The organism is Bradyrhizobium sp. S3.3.6 (genome assembly GCF_040546905.1).
Classification (GTDB): Bacteria; Pseudomonadota; Alphaproteobacteria; order Rhizobiales; family Xanthobacteraceae; genus Bradyrhizobium; species Bradyrhizobium cytisi.
The window spans coordinates 45,111-60,041 of the sequence record NZ_JBEPOT010000015.1 but is presented as its reverse complement, the minus strand read 5'-3'; the positions used below and the strand labels follow the sequence as shown (position 1 = coordinate 60,041).

Annotated in this window: 14 protein-coding genes and 1 pseudogene; 7 read left to right on the top strand and 8 right to left on the bottom strand. The window is 64.9% G+C overall.

The annotated features are described in order from the left end of the window. The first annotated feature begins 81 nt into the window (after positions 1-81). On the top strand, positions 82-1,122 hold the full coding sequence (gtdA, locus tag ABID59_RS32060) for a gentisate 1,2-dioxygenase (protein WP_354086019.1): 1,041 nt from the start codon (positions 82-84) through the stop codon (positions 1,120-1,122). Between the two features lie 114 nt (positions 1,123-1,236). Here the strand turns inward: gtdA and ABID59_RS32055 are convergent, their stop codons facing one another. From ABID59_RS32055 to ABID59_RS32040, 4 genes are all read right to left on the bottom strand, one after another. Further along, positions 1,237-2,058: an ABC transporter permease gene (locus ABID59_RS32055; protein ID WP_354086018.1), complete on the bottom strand. Its 822-nt coding sequence runs from the start codon at positions 2,056-2,058 to the stop codon at positions 1,237-1,239. After that, positions 2,051-2,824 (bottom strand): ABC transporter ATP-binding protein, encoded by a 774-nt coding sequence (locus tag ABID59_RS32050; RefSeq protein WP_354036392.1) that lies wholly within the window; start codon positions 2,822-2,824, stop codon positions 2,051-2,053. Before ABID59_RS32050 ends, ABID59_RS32055 begins: the two co-directional genes overlap by 8 nt. 129 nt (positions 2,825-2,953) lie before the next feature. Next, positions 2,954-3,958: an ABC transporter substrate-binding protein gene (locus tag ABID59_RS32045; RefSeq protein ID WP_354086017.1), complete on the bottom strand. Its 1,005-nt coding sequence runs from the start codon at positions 3,956-3,958 to the stop codon at positions 2,954-2,956. Between the two features lie 33 nt (positions 3,959-3,991). Next, positions 3,992-5,356, bottom strand: coding sequence for an FAD-dependent oxidoreductase (locus tag ABID59_RS32040; protein ID WP_148751885.1), 1,365 nt, complete (start codon positions 5,354-5,356; stop codon positions 3,992-3,994). A 112-nt stretch (positions 5,357-5,468) separates the two neighbouring features. Between ABID59_RS32040 and ABID59_RS32035 the strand changes: the two genes are divergently transcribed. Further along, positions 5,469-6,353: a LysR family transcriptional regulator gene (locus tag ABID59_RS32035; RefSeq protein ID WP_354086016.1), complete on the top strand. Its 885-nt coding sequence runs from the start codon at positions 5,469-5,471 to the stop codon at positions 6,351-6,353. A gap of 17 nt (positions 6,354-6,370) precedes the next feature. Here the strand turns inward: ABID59_RS32035 and ABID59_RS32030 are convergent, their stop codons facing one another. Continuing rightward, positions 6,371-7,174: an enoyl-CoA hydratase-related protein gene (locus ABID59_RS32030; RefSeq protein WP_354086015.1), complete on the bottom strand. Its 804-nt coding sequence runs from the start codon at positions 7,172-7,174 to the stop codon at positions 6,371-6,373. Between the two features lie 171 nt (positions 7,175-7,345). Between ABID59_RS32030 and ABID59_RS32025 the strand changes: the two genes are divergently transcribed. Then, the gene (locus ABID59_RS32025) at positions 7,346-8,320 is read left to right on the top strand and encodes a ketopantoate reductase family protein (RefSeq protein ID WP_148751888.1); all 975 of its coding nucleotides are present in this window, start codon (positions 7,346-7,348) and stop codon (positions 8,318-8,320) included. 3 nt (positions 8,321-8,323) lie between these two features. Here ABID59_RS32025 and ABID59_RS32020 read toward each other — a convergent pair whose 3' ends face one another. Next, positions 8,324-9,001 carry an alpha/beta hydrolase family protein gene (locus ABID59_RS32020; RefSeq protein ID WP_354086014.1) on the bottom strand — a complete coding sequence of 226 codons (678 nt, stop codon included), beginning with the start codon at positions 8,999-9,001 and terminating at the stop codon, positions 8,324-8,326. Positions 9,002-9,026: 25 nt separating this feature from the next. Then, complete coding sequence (locus ABID59_RS32015) at positions 9,027-9,683, bottom strand: TetR/AcrR family transcriptional regulator (protein ID WP_354086013.1); 657 nt, start codon at positions 9,681-9,683, stop codon at positions 9,027-9,029. 74 nt (positions 9,684-9,757) lie between these two features. On the opposite strand from ABID59_RS32015, the gene ABID59_RS32010 reads away from it, so the two are divergent. Together ABID59_RS32010 and ABID59_RS32005 are read left to right on the top strand one after the other, a co-directional pair. Next, positions 9,758-10,702, top strand: coding sequence for an SDR family NAD(P)-dependent oxidoreductase (locus ABID59_RS32010; RefSeq protein ID WP_354086012.1), 945 nt, complete (start codon positions 9,758-9,760; stop codon positions 10,700-10,702). 134 nt (positions 10,703-10,836) lie between these two features. Continuing rightward, positions 10,837-11,982, top strand: coding sequence for an acyl-CoA dehydrogenase family protein (locus ABID59_RS32005; protein ID WP_354086011.1), 1,146 nt, complete (start codon positions 10,837-10,839; stop codon positions 11,980-11,982). 121 nt (positions 11,983-12,103) lie between these two features. Here ABID59_RS32005 and ABID59_RS32000 read toward each other — a convergent pair whose 3' ends face one another. Then, positions 12,104-12,994 carry an alpha/beta hydrolase gene (locus tag ABID59_RS32000; protein ID WP_354086010.1) on the bottom strand — a complete coding sequence of 297 codons (891 nt, stop codon included), beginning with the start codon at positions 12,992-12,994 and terminating at the stop codon, positions 12,104-12,106. A gap of 235 nt (positions 12,995-13,229) precedes the next feature. Here ABID59_RS32000 and ABID59_RS31995 point away from each other — a divergent pair, with 235 nt between their 5' ends. After that, positions 13,230-14,189, top strand: coding sequence for a LysR family transcriptional regulator (locus ABID59_RS31995; protein ID WP_354086110.1), 960 nt, complete (start codon positions 13,230-13,232; stop codon positions 14,187-14,189). Positions 14,190-14,710: 521 nt separating this feature from the next. Next, positions 14,711-14,851, top strand: a pseudogene (locus ABID59_RS37490) (alpha/beta hydrolase); the annotation flags it as partial. Between the last annotated feature and the right edge of the window lie 80 nt (positions 14,852-14,931).

The following is a 14,931-nucleotide window of genomic DNA, read 5'->3' as shown; positions in this document are numbered from 1 at the left end:
GACCTTGTAAGTCGTTCGTCAAGTTGACGCTACCCAGACTGTAAGTATACTGTCAAATAACAAAACGACGGGAGCCGCACCATGGAAGCCGTGACCAAGACGCCGGAACGCGAGGCGTTCTACAAGAGGATCGACGGCGAAAATCTCACCGCGCTGTGGACCGTGATGGGCGATTTGATCACGCCGGAGCCGAAGAGCGCCTGCCGGCCGCACCTCTGGAGGTTCGACGTCATCCGTGACTACATGACCGAAGCGGGCAAGCTGATCACCGCCAAGGAAGCCGAGCGGCGGGTGCTGGTGCTGGAGAACCCGGGCCTGCGCGGCCAGTCCAGGATCACGACATCGCTTTATGCCGGCGTGCAAATGGTGGTGCCCGGCGACGTGGCGCCCGCGCACCGGCACAGCCAGTCGGCCCTGCGCTTTGTGCTCGAAGGCAAGGGCGCCCACACCGCCGTCGACGGCGAGCGCACCGCGATGGAGCCCGGCGATTTCATCATCACGCCGTCGATGACCTGGCACGATCATTCCAACGAGACGAGCGAGCCGATGTTCTGGCTCGACGGCCTCGATATTCCGCTGGTGCAGTTCTTCGATTGCTCCTTCGCGGAAGGCTCCAGGGAAGACCAGCAGAAGATCACAAAGCCGGCCGGCGACAGCTTTGCCCGCTACGGCCACAATCTGCTGCCGGTCGACGTGAAGCGGTCATCGAAGACCTCGCCGATCTTCAGCTACCCCTATGCCTACACCCGCGAGGCGCTGGAGAAAGCCAGGACGAGCCAGGACTGGGATGCCTGCCATGGGCTGAAGCTCAGGTTCAGCAACCCCGAGACCGGCGATTTCGCCATGCCGACCATCGGGACCTTCATCCAGTTGCTGCCGAAGGGCTTCAAGACCGCGCGTTATCGCGCGACGGATGCGACCGTGTTCTGCCCGATCGAAGGCCGGGGCCGCAGCCGCATTGGCGATGCGGTTTTCGAGTGGGGCCCGCGCGATCTGTTCGTAGTGCCGAGCTGGCAATGGGTGACGCACGAGGCGGACGAGGATGCCGTGCTGTTCAGCTTCTCGGACCGGCCGGTGCAGCAAAAGCTGGATCTGTTTCGCGAGGACCGCGGAAACGCGTGAGGATCACGACTAACCACATCCGTCATTGCGAGCGCAGCGAAGCAATCCAGAATCTTTCCGCGGCGGGATTCTGGATTGCTTCGTCGCAAGTGCTCCTCGCAATGACGGCTGTGACTACCGCCAGTGCAGCAGCTTGATCTCCAGCCAATTGATCACCCTGCCCACCACAAGCCCGAACGCCGACAGGATCACCACGCCCGCGAGCAGCTGATCAGTCTGCATCAAATTGCCGGCCTGGAGCACGAAAGCGCCGATGCCGTACTGGGCGCCGATCATCTCGGCGCTGACCACGAGCAGCAGCGCCACTGAGGCCGTGATGCGGAAGCCGGCGAGGATCGCAGGCAACGCGCCCGGCCAGACCACCTTGCGCACGATGGTGGCGAAGGGAACGTTGAAGCTTTGCGCCATGCGGATGAGGTTGCGCGGCACTGCATCGACGCCGCTATAGACTGAGATCGCGGTCGAGAAGAACACCCCGAGCGCAATGGTCGCGATCTTCGGCTCTTCACCGATGCCGAGCCAGAGGATCAGAAGCGGCAGCAGCGCGATCTTCGGGATCGGGAACAACGCCGAGATGAAGGTGATGCCGATGCTGCGCGCAAGCCGCGACAGGCCGATGGCGAAGCCGACCGCAACGCCGGCCGTCGTCCCCAGCAGCCAGCCGACGCCGATGCGCAGCAGCGACGCCGAGAGATGTTGCCAGAGCGCGCCCGACAGCGCGAGCTCGTAGATCGCGCGCACGATGGCCGACGGCGCCGGCAGGAACAACGGATTGACGAGGCCGGTGCTGCCCGCCGCCTGCCAGATCGCAATGACCAGCGCGAGCGCGATCCAGCCGCCGAAACGGCTGGAGGCCGGCACGAAGCCTGCGCCGCGAAAATGGACGCGCCGCGTCACGGCGTCCTTGGTTGATGGCTCCGTCGCGCGATCAAGCATGCTGGACCTCGCGCTCGGCATCGATCGCCTCGTTGCGGATCAGCGACCAGATCTGGTTCTGCAGCGCGAGCAGTTTTTCGCGCGCAGCGATTTCGCCGCGTTCGGCACGCGTCATCGGCACCGCCACGACCTCGCGGATGCGCCCCGGTCGCCGTGACAGCACCACGATGCGGTCGGCCAGCCGCGCGGCCTCTTCGAGATTGTGCGTGACATAGGCCGCGCCCATGCCGCCATCGGCGAGCAGGCGGACGAAATCCTCCATCAACAGCTCGCGCGTCTGCGAATCCAGCGCCGACAGCGGCTCGTCCATCAGCAGGATGGCAGGCCTCACCGCGAGCGCGCGCGAAATGCCGACGCGCTGGCGCATGCCACCGGAAAGCTGCTTCGGGTAGGTTTTGCGAAAATCGGTCAGTCCCGTGCGGCGCAGCGCATCCTCGACCAGCGCACGGCGCTGCGTGGCTGAGACCTGCGTGTGCAGCAGCGGGAATTCGACGTTCTCCTCGACCGTCGCCCAGGGCAGCAGCGCGAAATCCTGGAACACGAAGGTCAGCGGATTGAGACTGTCCGCCGGCGGCGCGCCGCGCAACTCGGGTGCGCCCGACGTCGGCTGCAGCAGCCCGCCGAGGATCGACAGCAGCGTGCTCTTGCCGCAGCCCGAGGGACCGACGATCGCCACCACCTCGCCGGCGCCGACGGTGAAGGAGACGTCGTCGAGCACGGCGAGATCGCCGAAGCGGTGGGAGATGTGGTTGGCGATCAGGTCCATTCTGTCTCGTCTATCCTGTTCTCCGTCGTTCCGGGATGGTCCGAAGGACCAGACCCGGAACCTCGAGATTCTCAGGTGCGCAAGTGCGCACCGTAGTTCTCGCTTCGCGAGCCCCGGAATGACGACGGGTTAGTCCGCCTTCACAAAATCCTTGGCGATGATCGTATTGGCATCAAAGCCCTTGTCAGCAAAGCCCTGCTCCTGGAGCCATTTGATCTGGTTGTCGACGTTCTTGACGTCGAGCTTGCCGTCCGGATCGATATAGGCGCAGTTGCCGACCACCTGCTCGACCGGCAGGTTGGTGTATTTTGCGATGATCTCCAGCAGCGGCTTTGTCTTGTCGTTGATCGGGGCAACACCGTCCTTCATCGCGGCGAGGATCACGTCGTGATATTCGCGATCGGCCTTGGCGAGCACACCGAGAAATTTTGTCACCAGCACCTTGTTGGTCAGCGTCTTCGGCGAGGCGAACACCGCGCCCAATTGCCAGGGCGTCTCGTCGCCGACCCATCCCAGGAATTTTGCACCGCCTTCGTCCATCAGCTTTCGCGCAGTCGAGATCGGCAGCAGCGCCGCATCGACGGTCTCGCCCTTCAGCGCGGCGGCTGCGTTCGACAATGACTGTAGCGGCACGATCTTCACCTCGGCGAGCTTGAAGCCGTATTTGTCGGCGAGCAGGCCGAGCGAATAGTGGAAGGATGATCCGACCTGCGTGACCGCAATGCGCTTGCCCGCGAGATCCTTCGGCGTCTTCAGGCCGCTCGCATAGGCGTTGTTGCTGGCGAAATAGCCGATCAGGGGATAGCCGGCCTTTTCGCGGCTCATGCCGCCGATCACCTTCAGCACGCCCTTGCCGGCGAGATTGTAGAGGCCGGCGGTGAAAGCCGTGACGCCGAAATCGACGTCGCCCGAGGTGGTGGCGACCGCGATCGGCTGTGCCGCATCGAAGAATTTCAGCTCGACATCGAGGCCGGCCTCGCGGAAATAGCCCTTGTCCTGCGCGATGAAGACCGGCGCGGAGGACGACAGGCGGAGCACGCCGATCCTGGCCTTCAGTGCGTCTTCGGCCCGGGCCGTGCCCATCGCCATCATCGCCAAAAGGCCAGCTGCCGCGAGCCGCGCAATCCCGATCATCCCGCTTCCTCCAATGGTTCTTCTTGCAGTCCGTTACAGGCCCTCGGGCACCGGCTGGTCCCGCCCGATGAAGGCGCCCTGTTGTTTCAACGTTTCCTGCAATATTTCAACCGGGATTTCTCGTGGAATCCGGTTTCCGGACAGCGCCAGGGCGGCTGCGGAACCGGCTGCCTCCCCCATCACGAAGCAGGCCCCGGAAACCCGTGCCGCCGACTGCCCCTCATGGGTCATCGAGGCGCAGCGGCCGGCGACCAGGAGGTTATCGACGCCCTCCGGCACCAGCATCCGGTACGGCAGCTCGTTATAGCCGCGCGATTCCGGGATCGGCGGGAAGGTGAAGACGACGTCCCCGGGGACATGGGCCTCGATCGGCCAGCCATTGACGCCGATGGAATCCTCGAACGAGGCGCAGCCGAGCACGTCCTCGCCGCTGAGCTGGTAGCCGCCCTTGATGCGGCGGGTCTCGCGGATGCCGAGTTGCGGCGGCAGATCGACGATGTAGGATTTTTCAAACCCCGGCACAGTGCGCAGGAATTCAAAGGCTGCGAGCGCCTGCTTGCGGCCCTCGATCTCGCCGCGGGTGAGATCGTCGGGCTCGACGCCGTTGATGGCGTGGCCGTCCTCGCGCGCGATCTGGGTGAAATTCACCCGCCATTCGATGCCGGATTTTTGCGGCCGCACGATCGCACTCTTGCGTGGGAATTTGTGCGTGCCGGCGGCGGTGGCCTGTTCCATCAATTGCGGGATGGTCCGCCAGGCATCGCCGGCCTTTGCGGGGTCAATGCCGTTGAGACGAAGCATCATCGATGGGTACATCGGATGGCCGTGCTCATCGCCAATGTCGAACGGCGCGCCGGCCCAGACTGCGAGATCCCCGTCGCCGGAGCAATCGATGAAGATCTCTGAGCGCACCGCCTGCCGGCCCGCCTTGGTCTCGACCATCAGCGCGTCGATACGGCGGTCATCGCCCATCACAACACCCGCGCCGAGTGCGTGGAAGAGGATGTGGACCTTGTGGCTCACAAGCAGCTCGTCGGCTGCGATCTTGTAGGCCGCGGTGTCATAGGCCTGGGCAAACACCTTGCCGAGGATCAGATGTGGCGTGTTGAGGCCGTTCAGATGATCGATCCGCGCCAGCAGGTCAGACGCCATGCCCTGCACCAGCCGGTGGGCCTGGCCAAAGACATTGCCATGCAGACCGCAGAAATTGGTGACGCCTGCCGCGGTGCCCATGCCGCCGAGAAAGCCATAGCGCTCGATCAGCAGCGTCTTTCGTCCGGCGCGCGCTGCGGATGCCGCCGCCACAATGCCGGCCGGGCCGCCGCCGAGCACGACGACTTCGTATTCGCCGTAAAGCGGCACCTGGCGCGCTGGTTCTTCGATCGTCGTGGCCCGCATGGCGCGTCCTATCCCTGAAAATCTCTTGCTTGGCCCGACTATGAATTAACGCGAGACAGGCTACAATCCACCAATATACGCGATCAGCTTTCTCGAATCGAGAAAGGTCGACATGGATATCCTGGTAAACCTCCAAGCGTTCCTCGCCACGGCAGATGCAGCCGGATTCTCCGCGGCCGCCCGAAAACTCGGTGTCTCGACCTCTGTGGTGGCCAAGCGCGTCACGCAGCTGGAAGCGCGGATCGGCACGCCGCTGTTTCAGCGCTCGACCCGGCAAATGCGGCTGACCGACGCCGGTCAACGCTATGTGCATCGCGCGCGCGGCGTGGTCACCGACGCCACCGATTTGCTCTCGCGCATGGGCGAGAAGGGCCACGATCTCGTCGATCATCTCCGTATCAAGGCACCGACCTCGCTGACGGTGGCGCGGCTTGCGGACGCGTTCAGCGCTTTCCAGACCCAGAACCCGCGATTAAAGCTCGAGATCGTGCTGATCGATCGTCCGGTCGATCCCGTCACCGAAGGCTTTGACATCGCGATCGGCGCCTTTCCGCATTCCTTCGGCGGTGTCGTCGACGAGCCGCTGTGCGCGCTGAAGCGGCTGCTCTGCGCCTCACCGGCCTATTTGAAGAAGCACGGCACGCCAAAGCATCCGCGCGACCTCGTCGAGCATCGCTGCCTCAGCTTCCTGCCGACCGGTCCGGAATGGATCTTTGACGGACCGCGCGGCCGCATCAGCATCCAGGTCAGCCCGCTGCTTTCGTCCAACGAAGGACATGTGCTGGCGCGCAGCGCGATCGCCGGGAACGGCATCACGCTGATATCGCACTATCTCGTCGCGGATGCGTTGCGTGACGGTACGCTCAAGCCCGTGCTGCGCGACTTTCCGATTCCCGAGTTGTGGGTGAAGGCCGCCATCCCCGAGCGGCGGCGCAATGCGGCGGCCGTGCAGGCGCTGCTGGCGCTGCTCAAGACGTCGCTCGCAAGTTCGCTGTGAGGCTCACCGCGCAACCGTCACGTCTTCCCGCCGCCCCAGTTCGCCGCCCGCTTCTCGGCGAACGAAGCCAGCCCCTCCGCCGCCTCCGGGCTCTGGCGCTTGAGCGAATGCAGTTGCACGAGCCGCGCGTACGCCGCATCGTCCACGGCCTTTCCGCCGAACGAGCTCTCCAGCGCCAGCCGCTTGGTCTCGGCCACGGCCTCCGGTCCGTTGGCGAGCAGCTGCTCGACCACCTTGGCGCCGGCGGTTTCGAGATCGGCGAGCGGCACGACGTCATGGACGAGGCCGATGCGGCGGGCGTCTTCGGCGCCAAAGCGTTCGCCGGTCAACGCGTAACGGCGGACTTGCCGTACACTCACGGCATCGCAGAGCTGGGGGATGATGATCGCGGCGGTCAGACCCCAGCGCACCTCCGTGATGGAGAACAGGGCGTTGTCGGCGGCGATCACGACATCGCAGGCCGAAATCACGCCGGTGCCGCCACCAAAGCAGCCGCCCTGCACCAACGCGACGGTCGGGATCGGCAGCGTGTTGAGCCGCTGCACGGCCTCGAACGTCGCCCGGGACGCCGCCTCGTTCGCATCAGGCGATTGCGGCCGCACGCCATTGATCCATTTGAGGTCGGCGCCGGCCTGAAAGTGCTTGCCGTTGCCCCGGAGCACGACAACACGGAGGTTGGGCTTTTTGCCGAGATCGTCCATGGCCCCGAGCACACCGGCGATCAGGGCGCCGTCATAGGCGTTGTTGACCTCCGGGCGATTGAGCGTGACGGTCGCAACCCCGCGCTCGTCGAGGGTCCACAGGACAGGGCTGGCAGTCATCGGCGATCCTCCGGTCTTATTGGTTGCCGCGCACTATGGACGAGGCTGTAGACCCCGATCCATATCTTTCCGGCGTGGGGCGGCCGCGCCCATCGCATGGCGGCTTGTGTCATGCTGCGGCCGGGCGACGACCGAGAGACCAGGCAAAGCGATCAGGGACGGGACATATACATGCGCATCTGCATTTTCGGCTCGGGTGCCGTCGGAAGCCATCTCGCGGTCAGGCTCGCGCGCGCCGGCCACGAAGTCTCATGCGTGATGCGCGGCGCGCATCTCGAGGCGGTGCGCGCCAATGGCCTGAAGTTGCGCGTCGGCGATTCCGAGGTCTCGGCCAAGGTGAACGCCTCGGGCGATCCGGCCCAGCTCGGCCCGCAGGATGTGGTGATCTCGACGCTCAAGGCCACGGCGCTGACCGGACTGGTCTCCAGCATCAAGCCGCTGCTCCAGGACGACACCGCCATCGTATTCGCCCAGAACGGCATTCCCTGGTGGTACGGTATCGGCCTGCCGCCGCGACACCCGACGCCGCCGGACATTTCCTTCCTCGATCCAGGTGGACGTCTGCGCGCCTGCATCCCGAAGGAGCGGATCATCGGTGGGGTGGTGTTCTCCTCCAACGAGGTGACCGCGCCCGGCGTCGTGCAGAACCTGACGCCGGACCGCAACCGCCTCCTGATCGGCGAATGCGACGACCGCAATTGCGAACGCATCACGAAACTCCGCGGCGTCTTCAATGACGCCCGGCTGGAATCGCCGCCGGTGGCCGAAATCCGCGAGGCGATCTGGTCAAAGCTGCTGACCAACATGTCGCTGTCGGTGCTGTGCCTGCTGACCGGACAGACCGCGCGCGGCGTGCGCGACGACCCCGCCTTCGCCGAGGTCATTCCGCGCATGCTGAACGAGGCGAACGACATCGCGCAGCACTTCATCCCCGAGGTCAAGCGCGTCACACGCAGCGGCCCCGCCCCCAATCACAAGCCATCGCTGCTGCAGGATTACGAGCTCGGCCGCGCCATGGAGATCGACGTGTTGGTGAAGGCGCCCGCCGCCTTCGCGCGCACCGCGGGCCTGTCGACCCCGACGCTCGACCTGATCGCTGCACTCGCAATCCAGAAGGCGCGCGACAAGGGGCTTTATTCGGCCTGAGCCTCAGGCGAGTTGGTGGATCCAGGCCGTGAGCGTGTCGAGCACCTCTGTGAGCGCCTCATCGTTGGTGCGGCCGGACTTCTTCAGCACCGCGAAGGAGTGGTCGCCGCCTTCGACCTCATGCAGCGTCGCCTTCGCGCCGAGCGCCGCGACGACGGGCCTGAGAAGGCCGAGATCGGCGAGCCCGTCGCGCGTGCCTTGCAGGAACAGCATAGGAATCTCAACCTGGACGAGGTGCTCGGCCCGTTCCGTCGAGGGCTTCTTGTCGGCATGCAGAGGAAAGCCGAGGAAGGCGAGCCCTTTCACGCCGGGCAACGGCGTCTTCGCTTGCGCCTGCGACGTCATGCGTCCGCCGAACGATTTTCCGCCGGCAACGAGCGTCACGCCGGGGCACAGCCGCGCCGCCTCCTCGACCGCCGCGCGGATGGTGGCGTGCGCGACCGCCGGCTGGTCGGGACGGCCCTGCTTGTTTTCCATGTAGAGAAAATTGAAGCGGAACGTGGCGATGCCACGGTCCGCGAGCCCCGCCGCGACCTTCTCCATGAAGGAATGCCGCATGTCGGCGCCCGCGCCGTGTGCCAGGACGTAACAGGCGCGCGCATTGGCTGGCTGCATCAATGTCGCCGAGACCGTCCCGATCCGTTCGATGTCGAGCTTGAGCTCTGTCGCCTTGGCCGTCATGATGCGTTCACCCCTCGATCTGCATCTAGCGGCGTGCGTCGCCCGCCGGCCAGAGATAGTTCAGGACGTGATTGAGCGTCGTCATGATCTCGCGGTATCCGGTCTCGCTGCTCAGCGAGCCGAATTTCTCCTCCAGCGCAAGCTTGGCAAAACCGTGGACGGTTGACCAGGCCGCCGCGGCCGCGGTCTTCGCCTCTTTCGGCGTCCCGCCGACGAGTTCGGCGATGATGGTTTCGAACTCGCGGCCGGCCGTCCTGCTCGCCTGCCTGAGGCGCGAATCGTCCGCGACAAGGCGTTTGTTGGCAAACATCATCTGGAAACGACCGGGATGCTTCAGCGCGAATTCAACATAGGCGAGGCCCTGGGCCTGGAGCTTTTCGCGCGCGCCCTGCTTGCGAGACGCAGCATCCCGCAGCGCGCCGGCAAGCGCGTCATAGCCGCGGATCGCCACCTCCGTCAGCAGGCCCTGCGCATTGCCGAAATGATGTGACGGTGCGGCCGGAGACACGCCGGCGCGGCGGGCGGCCTCGCGAAGCGTAAAGCCTTCGGCGCCGTGCTCGGCAAGAATGGCCTCGCTCGCCGCAATCAGGGCCTCCTGAAGCTCGCCATGATGATAGCCGGCCTCAAGCTTCGGAACCCTGGGGCTCGGCTTGGCGCGCGCGGGCGCATTCGGTTTTGTCATGCCTAACTTGACACTGTTCAGATTGCGGGCTATCCATCTTAACACTGTTTAGATGGAGCGGCCGGGAGTTCGAAATGACCGAAATGCAGCATAGCACCGCAACCTCCCGCGTAAAGCGGCGTCATCTGGTCGGCGGTGCCGCACTCGGCATGCTGGCGAGTGCCATCGGCGGCCTTGCCGGCGGCATGGCGCTTGGCCAGGGCGCGACGCTGCCGCAGCAGAAGCCAAGCGGCAAGCGCCGCTTCGCCGACAAGACCATCATCGTGACCGGCGGCACCTCGGGCATCGGCCGCGCCGCTGCGTTGATGTTCGCCGCCGAAGGCGGCAGGGTCGTGTTCTGCGGACGCAATGTCGAACGCGGGGCCCGGGTCGAGGAGGAGATCAAGGCGGGCGGTGGCAATGCGTCGTTCGTCCGGGCCGACGTCCGCAACGAGGCCGAGGTCAAGGCCCTGGTCGACAAGACGATCGATCTTCATGGCCGCCTCGACGTCGCTTTCAACAATGCGGGCATCTCCATCGAAAAGCCCCTGCATCAGTACAGCGCTGCCGAGTTCGATGACGTGATCAATACCGACCTGCGCGGCGTTTTCCTGTCCATGAAGTACCAGATTCCGCACATGCTGCAGAACGGCGGATCGATCGTGGTCACCTCGTCGTCCAACGCCATCGCCACGACGGCGAACCGCTCCGCCTATTCCGCGGCCAAGCGCGGGCTTGTCGGCATGGTGCAGGCCGCTGCACTCGAATATGCCCAATACGGCATCCGCATCAACACCCTGATCCCCGGCACCACGGATACCCCGTTCATCCGCCGGCTCGCCGGCATGGAAAATCTTCCCGATGCTGCCTGGCACGTGGCCATCGCGCAATGGGCCAAAAGCCATGTTCCGGGAATGCAGCGCGTGGCGAGCGCGGAGGAGGTCGCGGCGTTCGCACTCATGCTCGCCTCGGACGATCATCCCTACGCGACCGGCGGCCAATTCATCATCGACGGCGGCAAAACCGCGCAGGCAGGATAGGCCAACGGCCGGCGCAGCCTCAAGACACAATCATGGGCGGCCGCCGCTGGCGTAGCAACGCGGCGGGCTTGCGCCCGCCGCTGGCCTTGTGGCACGGCTGGGCGAGCGCATCGCCATCAACGACCGAGGCCGCCATGTCCTACCGCTCCTCCTGGATGACCGAAGAGCTCGACGTCTTCCGCGACCAGTTCCGGAGATATCTCGCCAAGGATCTGGCGCCGCATGCCGGGAAATGGCGCGAGCAGAAGATGGTCGATCGCTTCGCCTGGCGCGGGCTTGGTGAAATGGGCGCGCTGCTGGCGAGCGTCCCGGAGGAATATGGCGGCCTGGGCGCGACCTTCGCCTATGACGCAGCCGTGCTGGACGACCTCGAAAGCACCGTGCCGGAGCTGACCACCGGCGTCTCCGTGCACAGCGCCATCGTCGCTCATTACATCCTCAACTACGGCTCGGAGGAGCAGAAGAAGCGCTGGCTGCCGAAGATGGCCTCGGGCGAGATGGTCGGCGCCGTCGCCATGACCGAGCCCGGCACCGGCTCGGACCTTCAGGCCGTCAAGACCACAGCGAAGAAGCAGGGCAATTCCTACGTCATCAACGGCCAGAAGACTTTCATCACCAACGGCCAGGCCGCCGATCTCGTCATCGTGGTCGCCCGCACCGGCGAGCTGGGTGCCAAGGGCATTTCGCTGCTCGTGGTCGAGACCGCGGGCGCGGACGGCTACAAGCGCGGGCGCAACCTCGACAAGATCGGCCTGCACGCCTCCGATACGTCGGAACTGTTCTTCGACAATGTGCAGGTAGCCCCGGAAAACCTGCTCGGCAAGGAAGAAGGCCAGGGTTTTGCGCAGCTGATGCAGCAGCTGCCGCAGGAGCGCCTTGCGCTCGCGGTCGGCGCCGTCGCCTCGATGGAGCGCGCCGTCAAGCTCACCACCGAATACACCAAGGAACGGAAGGCGTTCGGCAAGCCGTTGATGGATTTCCAGAACACCGCCTTCACGCTCGCCGAACGCAAGACGGAGGCGATGATCGCGCGCGTCTTCGTCGACTGGTGCATCGAGCGCCTGGTCGCCGGGGATCTCGACACCGTCACCGCGTCGATGGCGAAATACTGGTGCTCGGACAAGCAGGTCCAGACCGCCGACGAGTGCCTCCAGCTGTTCGGCGGCTATGGCTACATGCAGGAATACCCGATCTCGCGTATCTTCATCGATTCCCGCATCCAGAAGATCTATGGCGGCACCAACGAGATCATGAAGCTGCTCATTGCAAGGTCGCTGTAGCTCCGGGAGACGTGTAGGAAGGCGTGAGGCCGCGGGCGACCAACCGATTCATCGTGCAACCGACGTCACGCAGCGCGGGGACTTGCAGGCGCAGGCGAGCATCATGCGCACGGCGGCTACATCACTGCCGTTCGGCACGGTCAGCCCCGCCGGAGAAGAAGCGGGCAACGTGAGGCACCACCTGGTCGATGGTGATCGGGTCCTCGTAGAACTGGAGCTGGTTCTGTGACCCGAGCCAAACGAGCTTCTTGCGCGCTGCCGGTATCATCTCGAAGAGGTCTCGCGGGATCTGCGGCCCCGAGGCCGCGCGGTCGGCATGGACCATGAGGGTCGGCGTGGCGAGGCCCGCTATCACCGCGCGCACGTCGTGGCTCCAGATCGCCCCTTCGGACATAGCAGCAATCCGGTTCTCCCACAGGCCGTGGAAGTTCCAGAACGGGCCACGGTCAGCCCAGCGGATGTAGAACTGGTGAATCGGAGGCGCAGTCAGCAGCGCCGTCGGATCGGGTGGCGTCGGCTGGGCGGAGACGACGGGAATGTAGGAGACCTCGCCCGTTGCCTTGAACCGAGCCTCGGCCTCGCCCGAGCGGCGTATGCGCGCCTCGGCGGTATCGCCCACATACATCCTCGTAACATCGGGCGTCAGGTAGTGACCGGCAACGATGGCGAGTGCCTTCACGCGTGCGTCGAGGGTGGCAGCCTCGATGCCCCAGTTCACGCCTTGGCAGATAGCGAGGATGAAGATGCGATCCGAGTCCACGTCCTCGCGGGCGACCAGGAAGTCGATCGAGGCGCGCAGGTCCTCAACTTTCGCCGCCCCGCTCTCGTGCCGACGCGGCTTGCCACCGCTCTCGCCATGATGGCGTGGGTCGAACACGAGGGTGGCGTAGCCTTCGCGCACGAGGCGCGAAGCATACTGCACCGGGGACTGCTCCTTCACGAAGGCGACTGGGCCGATGATGACGACAGCCGGCTTTCGTCCGGGAATGGCTGGCGTGAACAGGTTGCCCACCACCTCCGTCCCCCCACTAGGGTATGTGACGCGCTCGACCGTGTACCGGGGATTCTCAATCCGCCCGTGCGGCCCCCAAGGTTGCGTCTCGAACGGACCAGCATTGGTGGCGGTGGCGCCTGGGCCGCCTGCGGCCGGTCCGCCTGTCTGAGCAAGAGCGGACCCACTCGCGAGTGTGGTGGCGGCGAGAGTGAGGGCGAGCAACGTAGTGTTCATAGGCGGCTCCGGATTGATTGTGGCCACCTTACCCGTGCGCTTGTATTCGGAAAATGCCGCAACTAGCATGCTGAACATGCGCGAACCGAATACACGATTCGACCAGATTGATTTGAAAACCCTGCGCATGCTCTCTGCGCTCCTCGACACCGCGAGCGTCACACGGTCCGGAGAGGTGCTGGGCTTGAGTCAGCCCGCCGCGAGCCGTGCCGTCGAGCGCCTCCGGCGAGCGCTGGACGATCCGTTGCTCGTTCGCACCAGCAAGGGATATTCACTGACCGCCCGAGCCGAAGCGCTCAAACCGCTCGTAGCCGATGCTCTCGCTGCGCTCGAGCGGATGTTCGAGAGGGACGGCTTCGATCCTGCGGCGGCGCGGCGAACCTTTCGCATCGGCGCAACAGACTATGGCTCAGTAACGGTATTGAGCAGGCTTGCCGCGCAGGTCGCGCGCGAGGCCCCGGGCGTGTGCCTCGACGTGGTGCCGTTCGGACCGAATACGTTCTCGGATCTCGAGAGCGGCGCCCTCGACTGCGCACTCGATGCCGATGCGGATCTCCCGCCAGACTTCCACTATCGCGAGTTGTTCCAGGATGACTACGCCTGCCTTGTTCGTCGAGAACATCCGTGCCTCTCGATGCAAGGAGACATTCTGGAGCGCATCGCCGTGTGGCCTCAGGCGATTATGATGTACCCCGAAGGCGGTCGCATGCTCCCCGATGAGGTTCTACGGGAGTTAGGGGTCGTGTCGGCCGGGACGACTTTGCGCACGCCCTACTTCATGTCGATGCCTTGGATAATCGCCGAGACCGATCTCGTCATATGCGTTCCTCGGCGCGTGGCCGAGAGGCTCGCAAATGTAGCGGGACTAGAAGTTCTGCTGCTGCCGAACAGCCCAAGCTTTTCTTACCGCCTGATTTGGCACGAGCGGGTACACCGAGACCCCGGTATGCGGTGGATCAGGAACCTCAGCAACATCTAACGCAGTTCGCGCAGATGTGGCCGCAAGCGTGTCGCGTTCTCCGGCGCGCGACGGACGCGGTCTGGCAGGAGGCTGCCAAGCTCGGAACGCGTCCCAGCAAAGGGAACGAAGGTGGCAGCGCGAAGGAATGGCGATCCCGGGAAGACTCGAACCGCCGGCGGCGCTGGCCAAACTGTTCGCCACTGCGCCGAGGGCCTGCGATGCCTGCCAGAGATCGACCGGCACAGCGGAACGAGTCTGCGACGTCTTGAACACTGCGGCATGGGTGAACAGGTCCGCGCAGGCCCCAATGAGCAGAACGTCGTTCAGCGACGAACGCCTTTCGGGCCAAGGCGTTAGACGAGGTGCATGATCGCCGCCGAGGGCGGCAAGGTCGTGTACGGCGGACGCAATGTCGAACGCGGGACGCGGGTCGAGGACGAGATCAAGGCGGGCGGTGGCAGTGCGTCGTTCGTCCGGGCCGACGTCCGCAACGAGGCCGATGTCAGGGCCCTGGTCGACAGGACGATCGATCTTTATGGCCGCACAGCTATGGCTGGCATCCGCGGCTCTCGGAGAAGCTCGGCCTGTTCCGCCTGGTGCAGGTGGCGGGAAGCCATGAACTGTGCTTCTCCGATCCAGCACGCCTTGCCAAGGCGATCATGGAAGCAGGACGCGACTGACGCGCGCCAGTCCAAGGCAAGACGACTTTTGGCGATTGCTGCATCGCAGGCTTCGGCGGCACAGCCCTTGCTCGGTCTAC

Bases quoted from the DNA above. Each gene is read 5' to 3' on its own strand.
- ABID59_RS32030 (WP_354086015.1), bottom strand. From the start codon at position 7,174: ATGACTGCCAGCCCTGTCCTGTGGACCCTCGACGAGCGCGGGGTTGCG.
- ABID59_RS32020 (WP_354086014.1), bottom strand. From the start codon at position 9,001: ATGACGGCCAAGGCGACAGAGCTCAAGCTCGACATCGAACGGATCGGG.
- ABID59_RS32025 (WP_148751888.1), top strand. From the start codon at position 7,346: ATGCGCATCTGCATTTTCGGCTCGGGTGCCGTCGGAAGCCATCTCGCG.
- ABID59_RS32045 (WP_354086017.1), bottom strand. From the start codon at position 3,958: ATGATCGGGATTGCGCGGCTCGCGGCAGCTGGCCTTTTGGCGATGATG.
- ABID59_RS32055 (WP_354086018.1), bottom strand. From the start codon at position 2,058: ATGCTTGATCGCGCGACGGAGCCATCAACCAAGGACGCCGTGACGCGG.
- ABID59_RS32035 (WP_354086016.1), top strand. From the start codon at position 5,469: ATGGATATCCTGGTAAACCTCCAAGCGTTCCTCGCCACGGCAGATGCA.
- ABID59_RS32040 (WP_148751885.1), bottom strand. From the start codon at position 5,356: ATGCGGGCCACGACGATCGAAGAACCAGCGCGCCAGGTGCCGCTTTAC.
- ABID59_RS32005 (WP_354086011.1), top strand. From the start codon at position 10,837: ATGTCCTACCGCTCCTCCTGGATGACCGAAGAGCTCGACGTCTTCCGC.
- ABID59_RS32010 (WP_354086012.1), top strand. From the start codon at position 9,758: ATGACCGAAATGCAGCATAGCACCGCAACCTCCCGCGTAAAGCGGCGT.
- gtdA (WP_354086019.1), top strand. From the start codon at position 82: ATGGAAGCCGTGACCAAGACGCCGGAACGCGAGGCGTTCTACAAGAGG.
- ABID59_RS32015 (WP_354086013.1), bottom strand. From the start codon at position 9,683: ATGACAAAACCGAATGCGCCCGCGCGCGCCAAGCCGAGCCCCAGGGTT.
- ABID59_RS32050 (WP_354036392.1), bottom strand. From the start codon at position 2,824: ATGGACCTGATCGCCAACCACATCTCCCACCGCTTCGGCGATCTCGCC.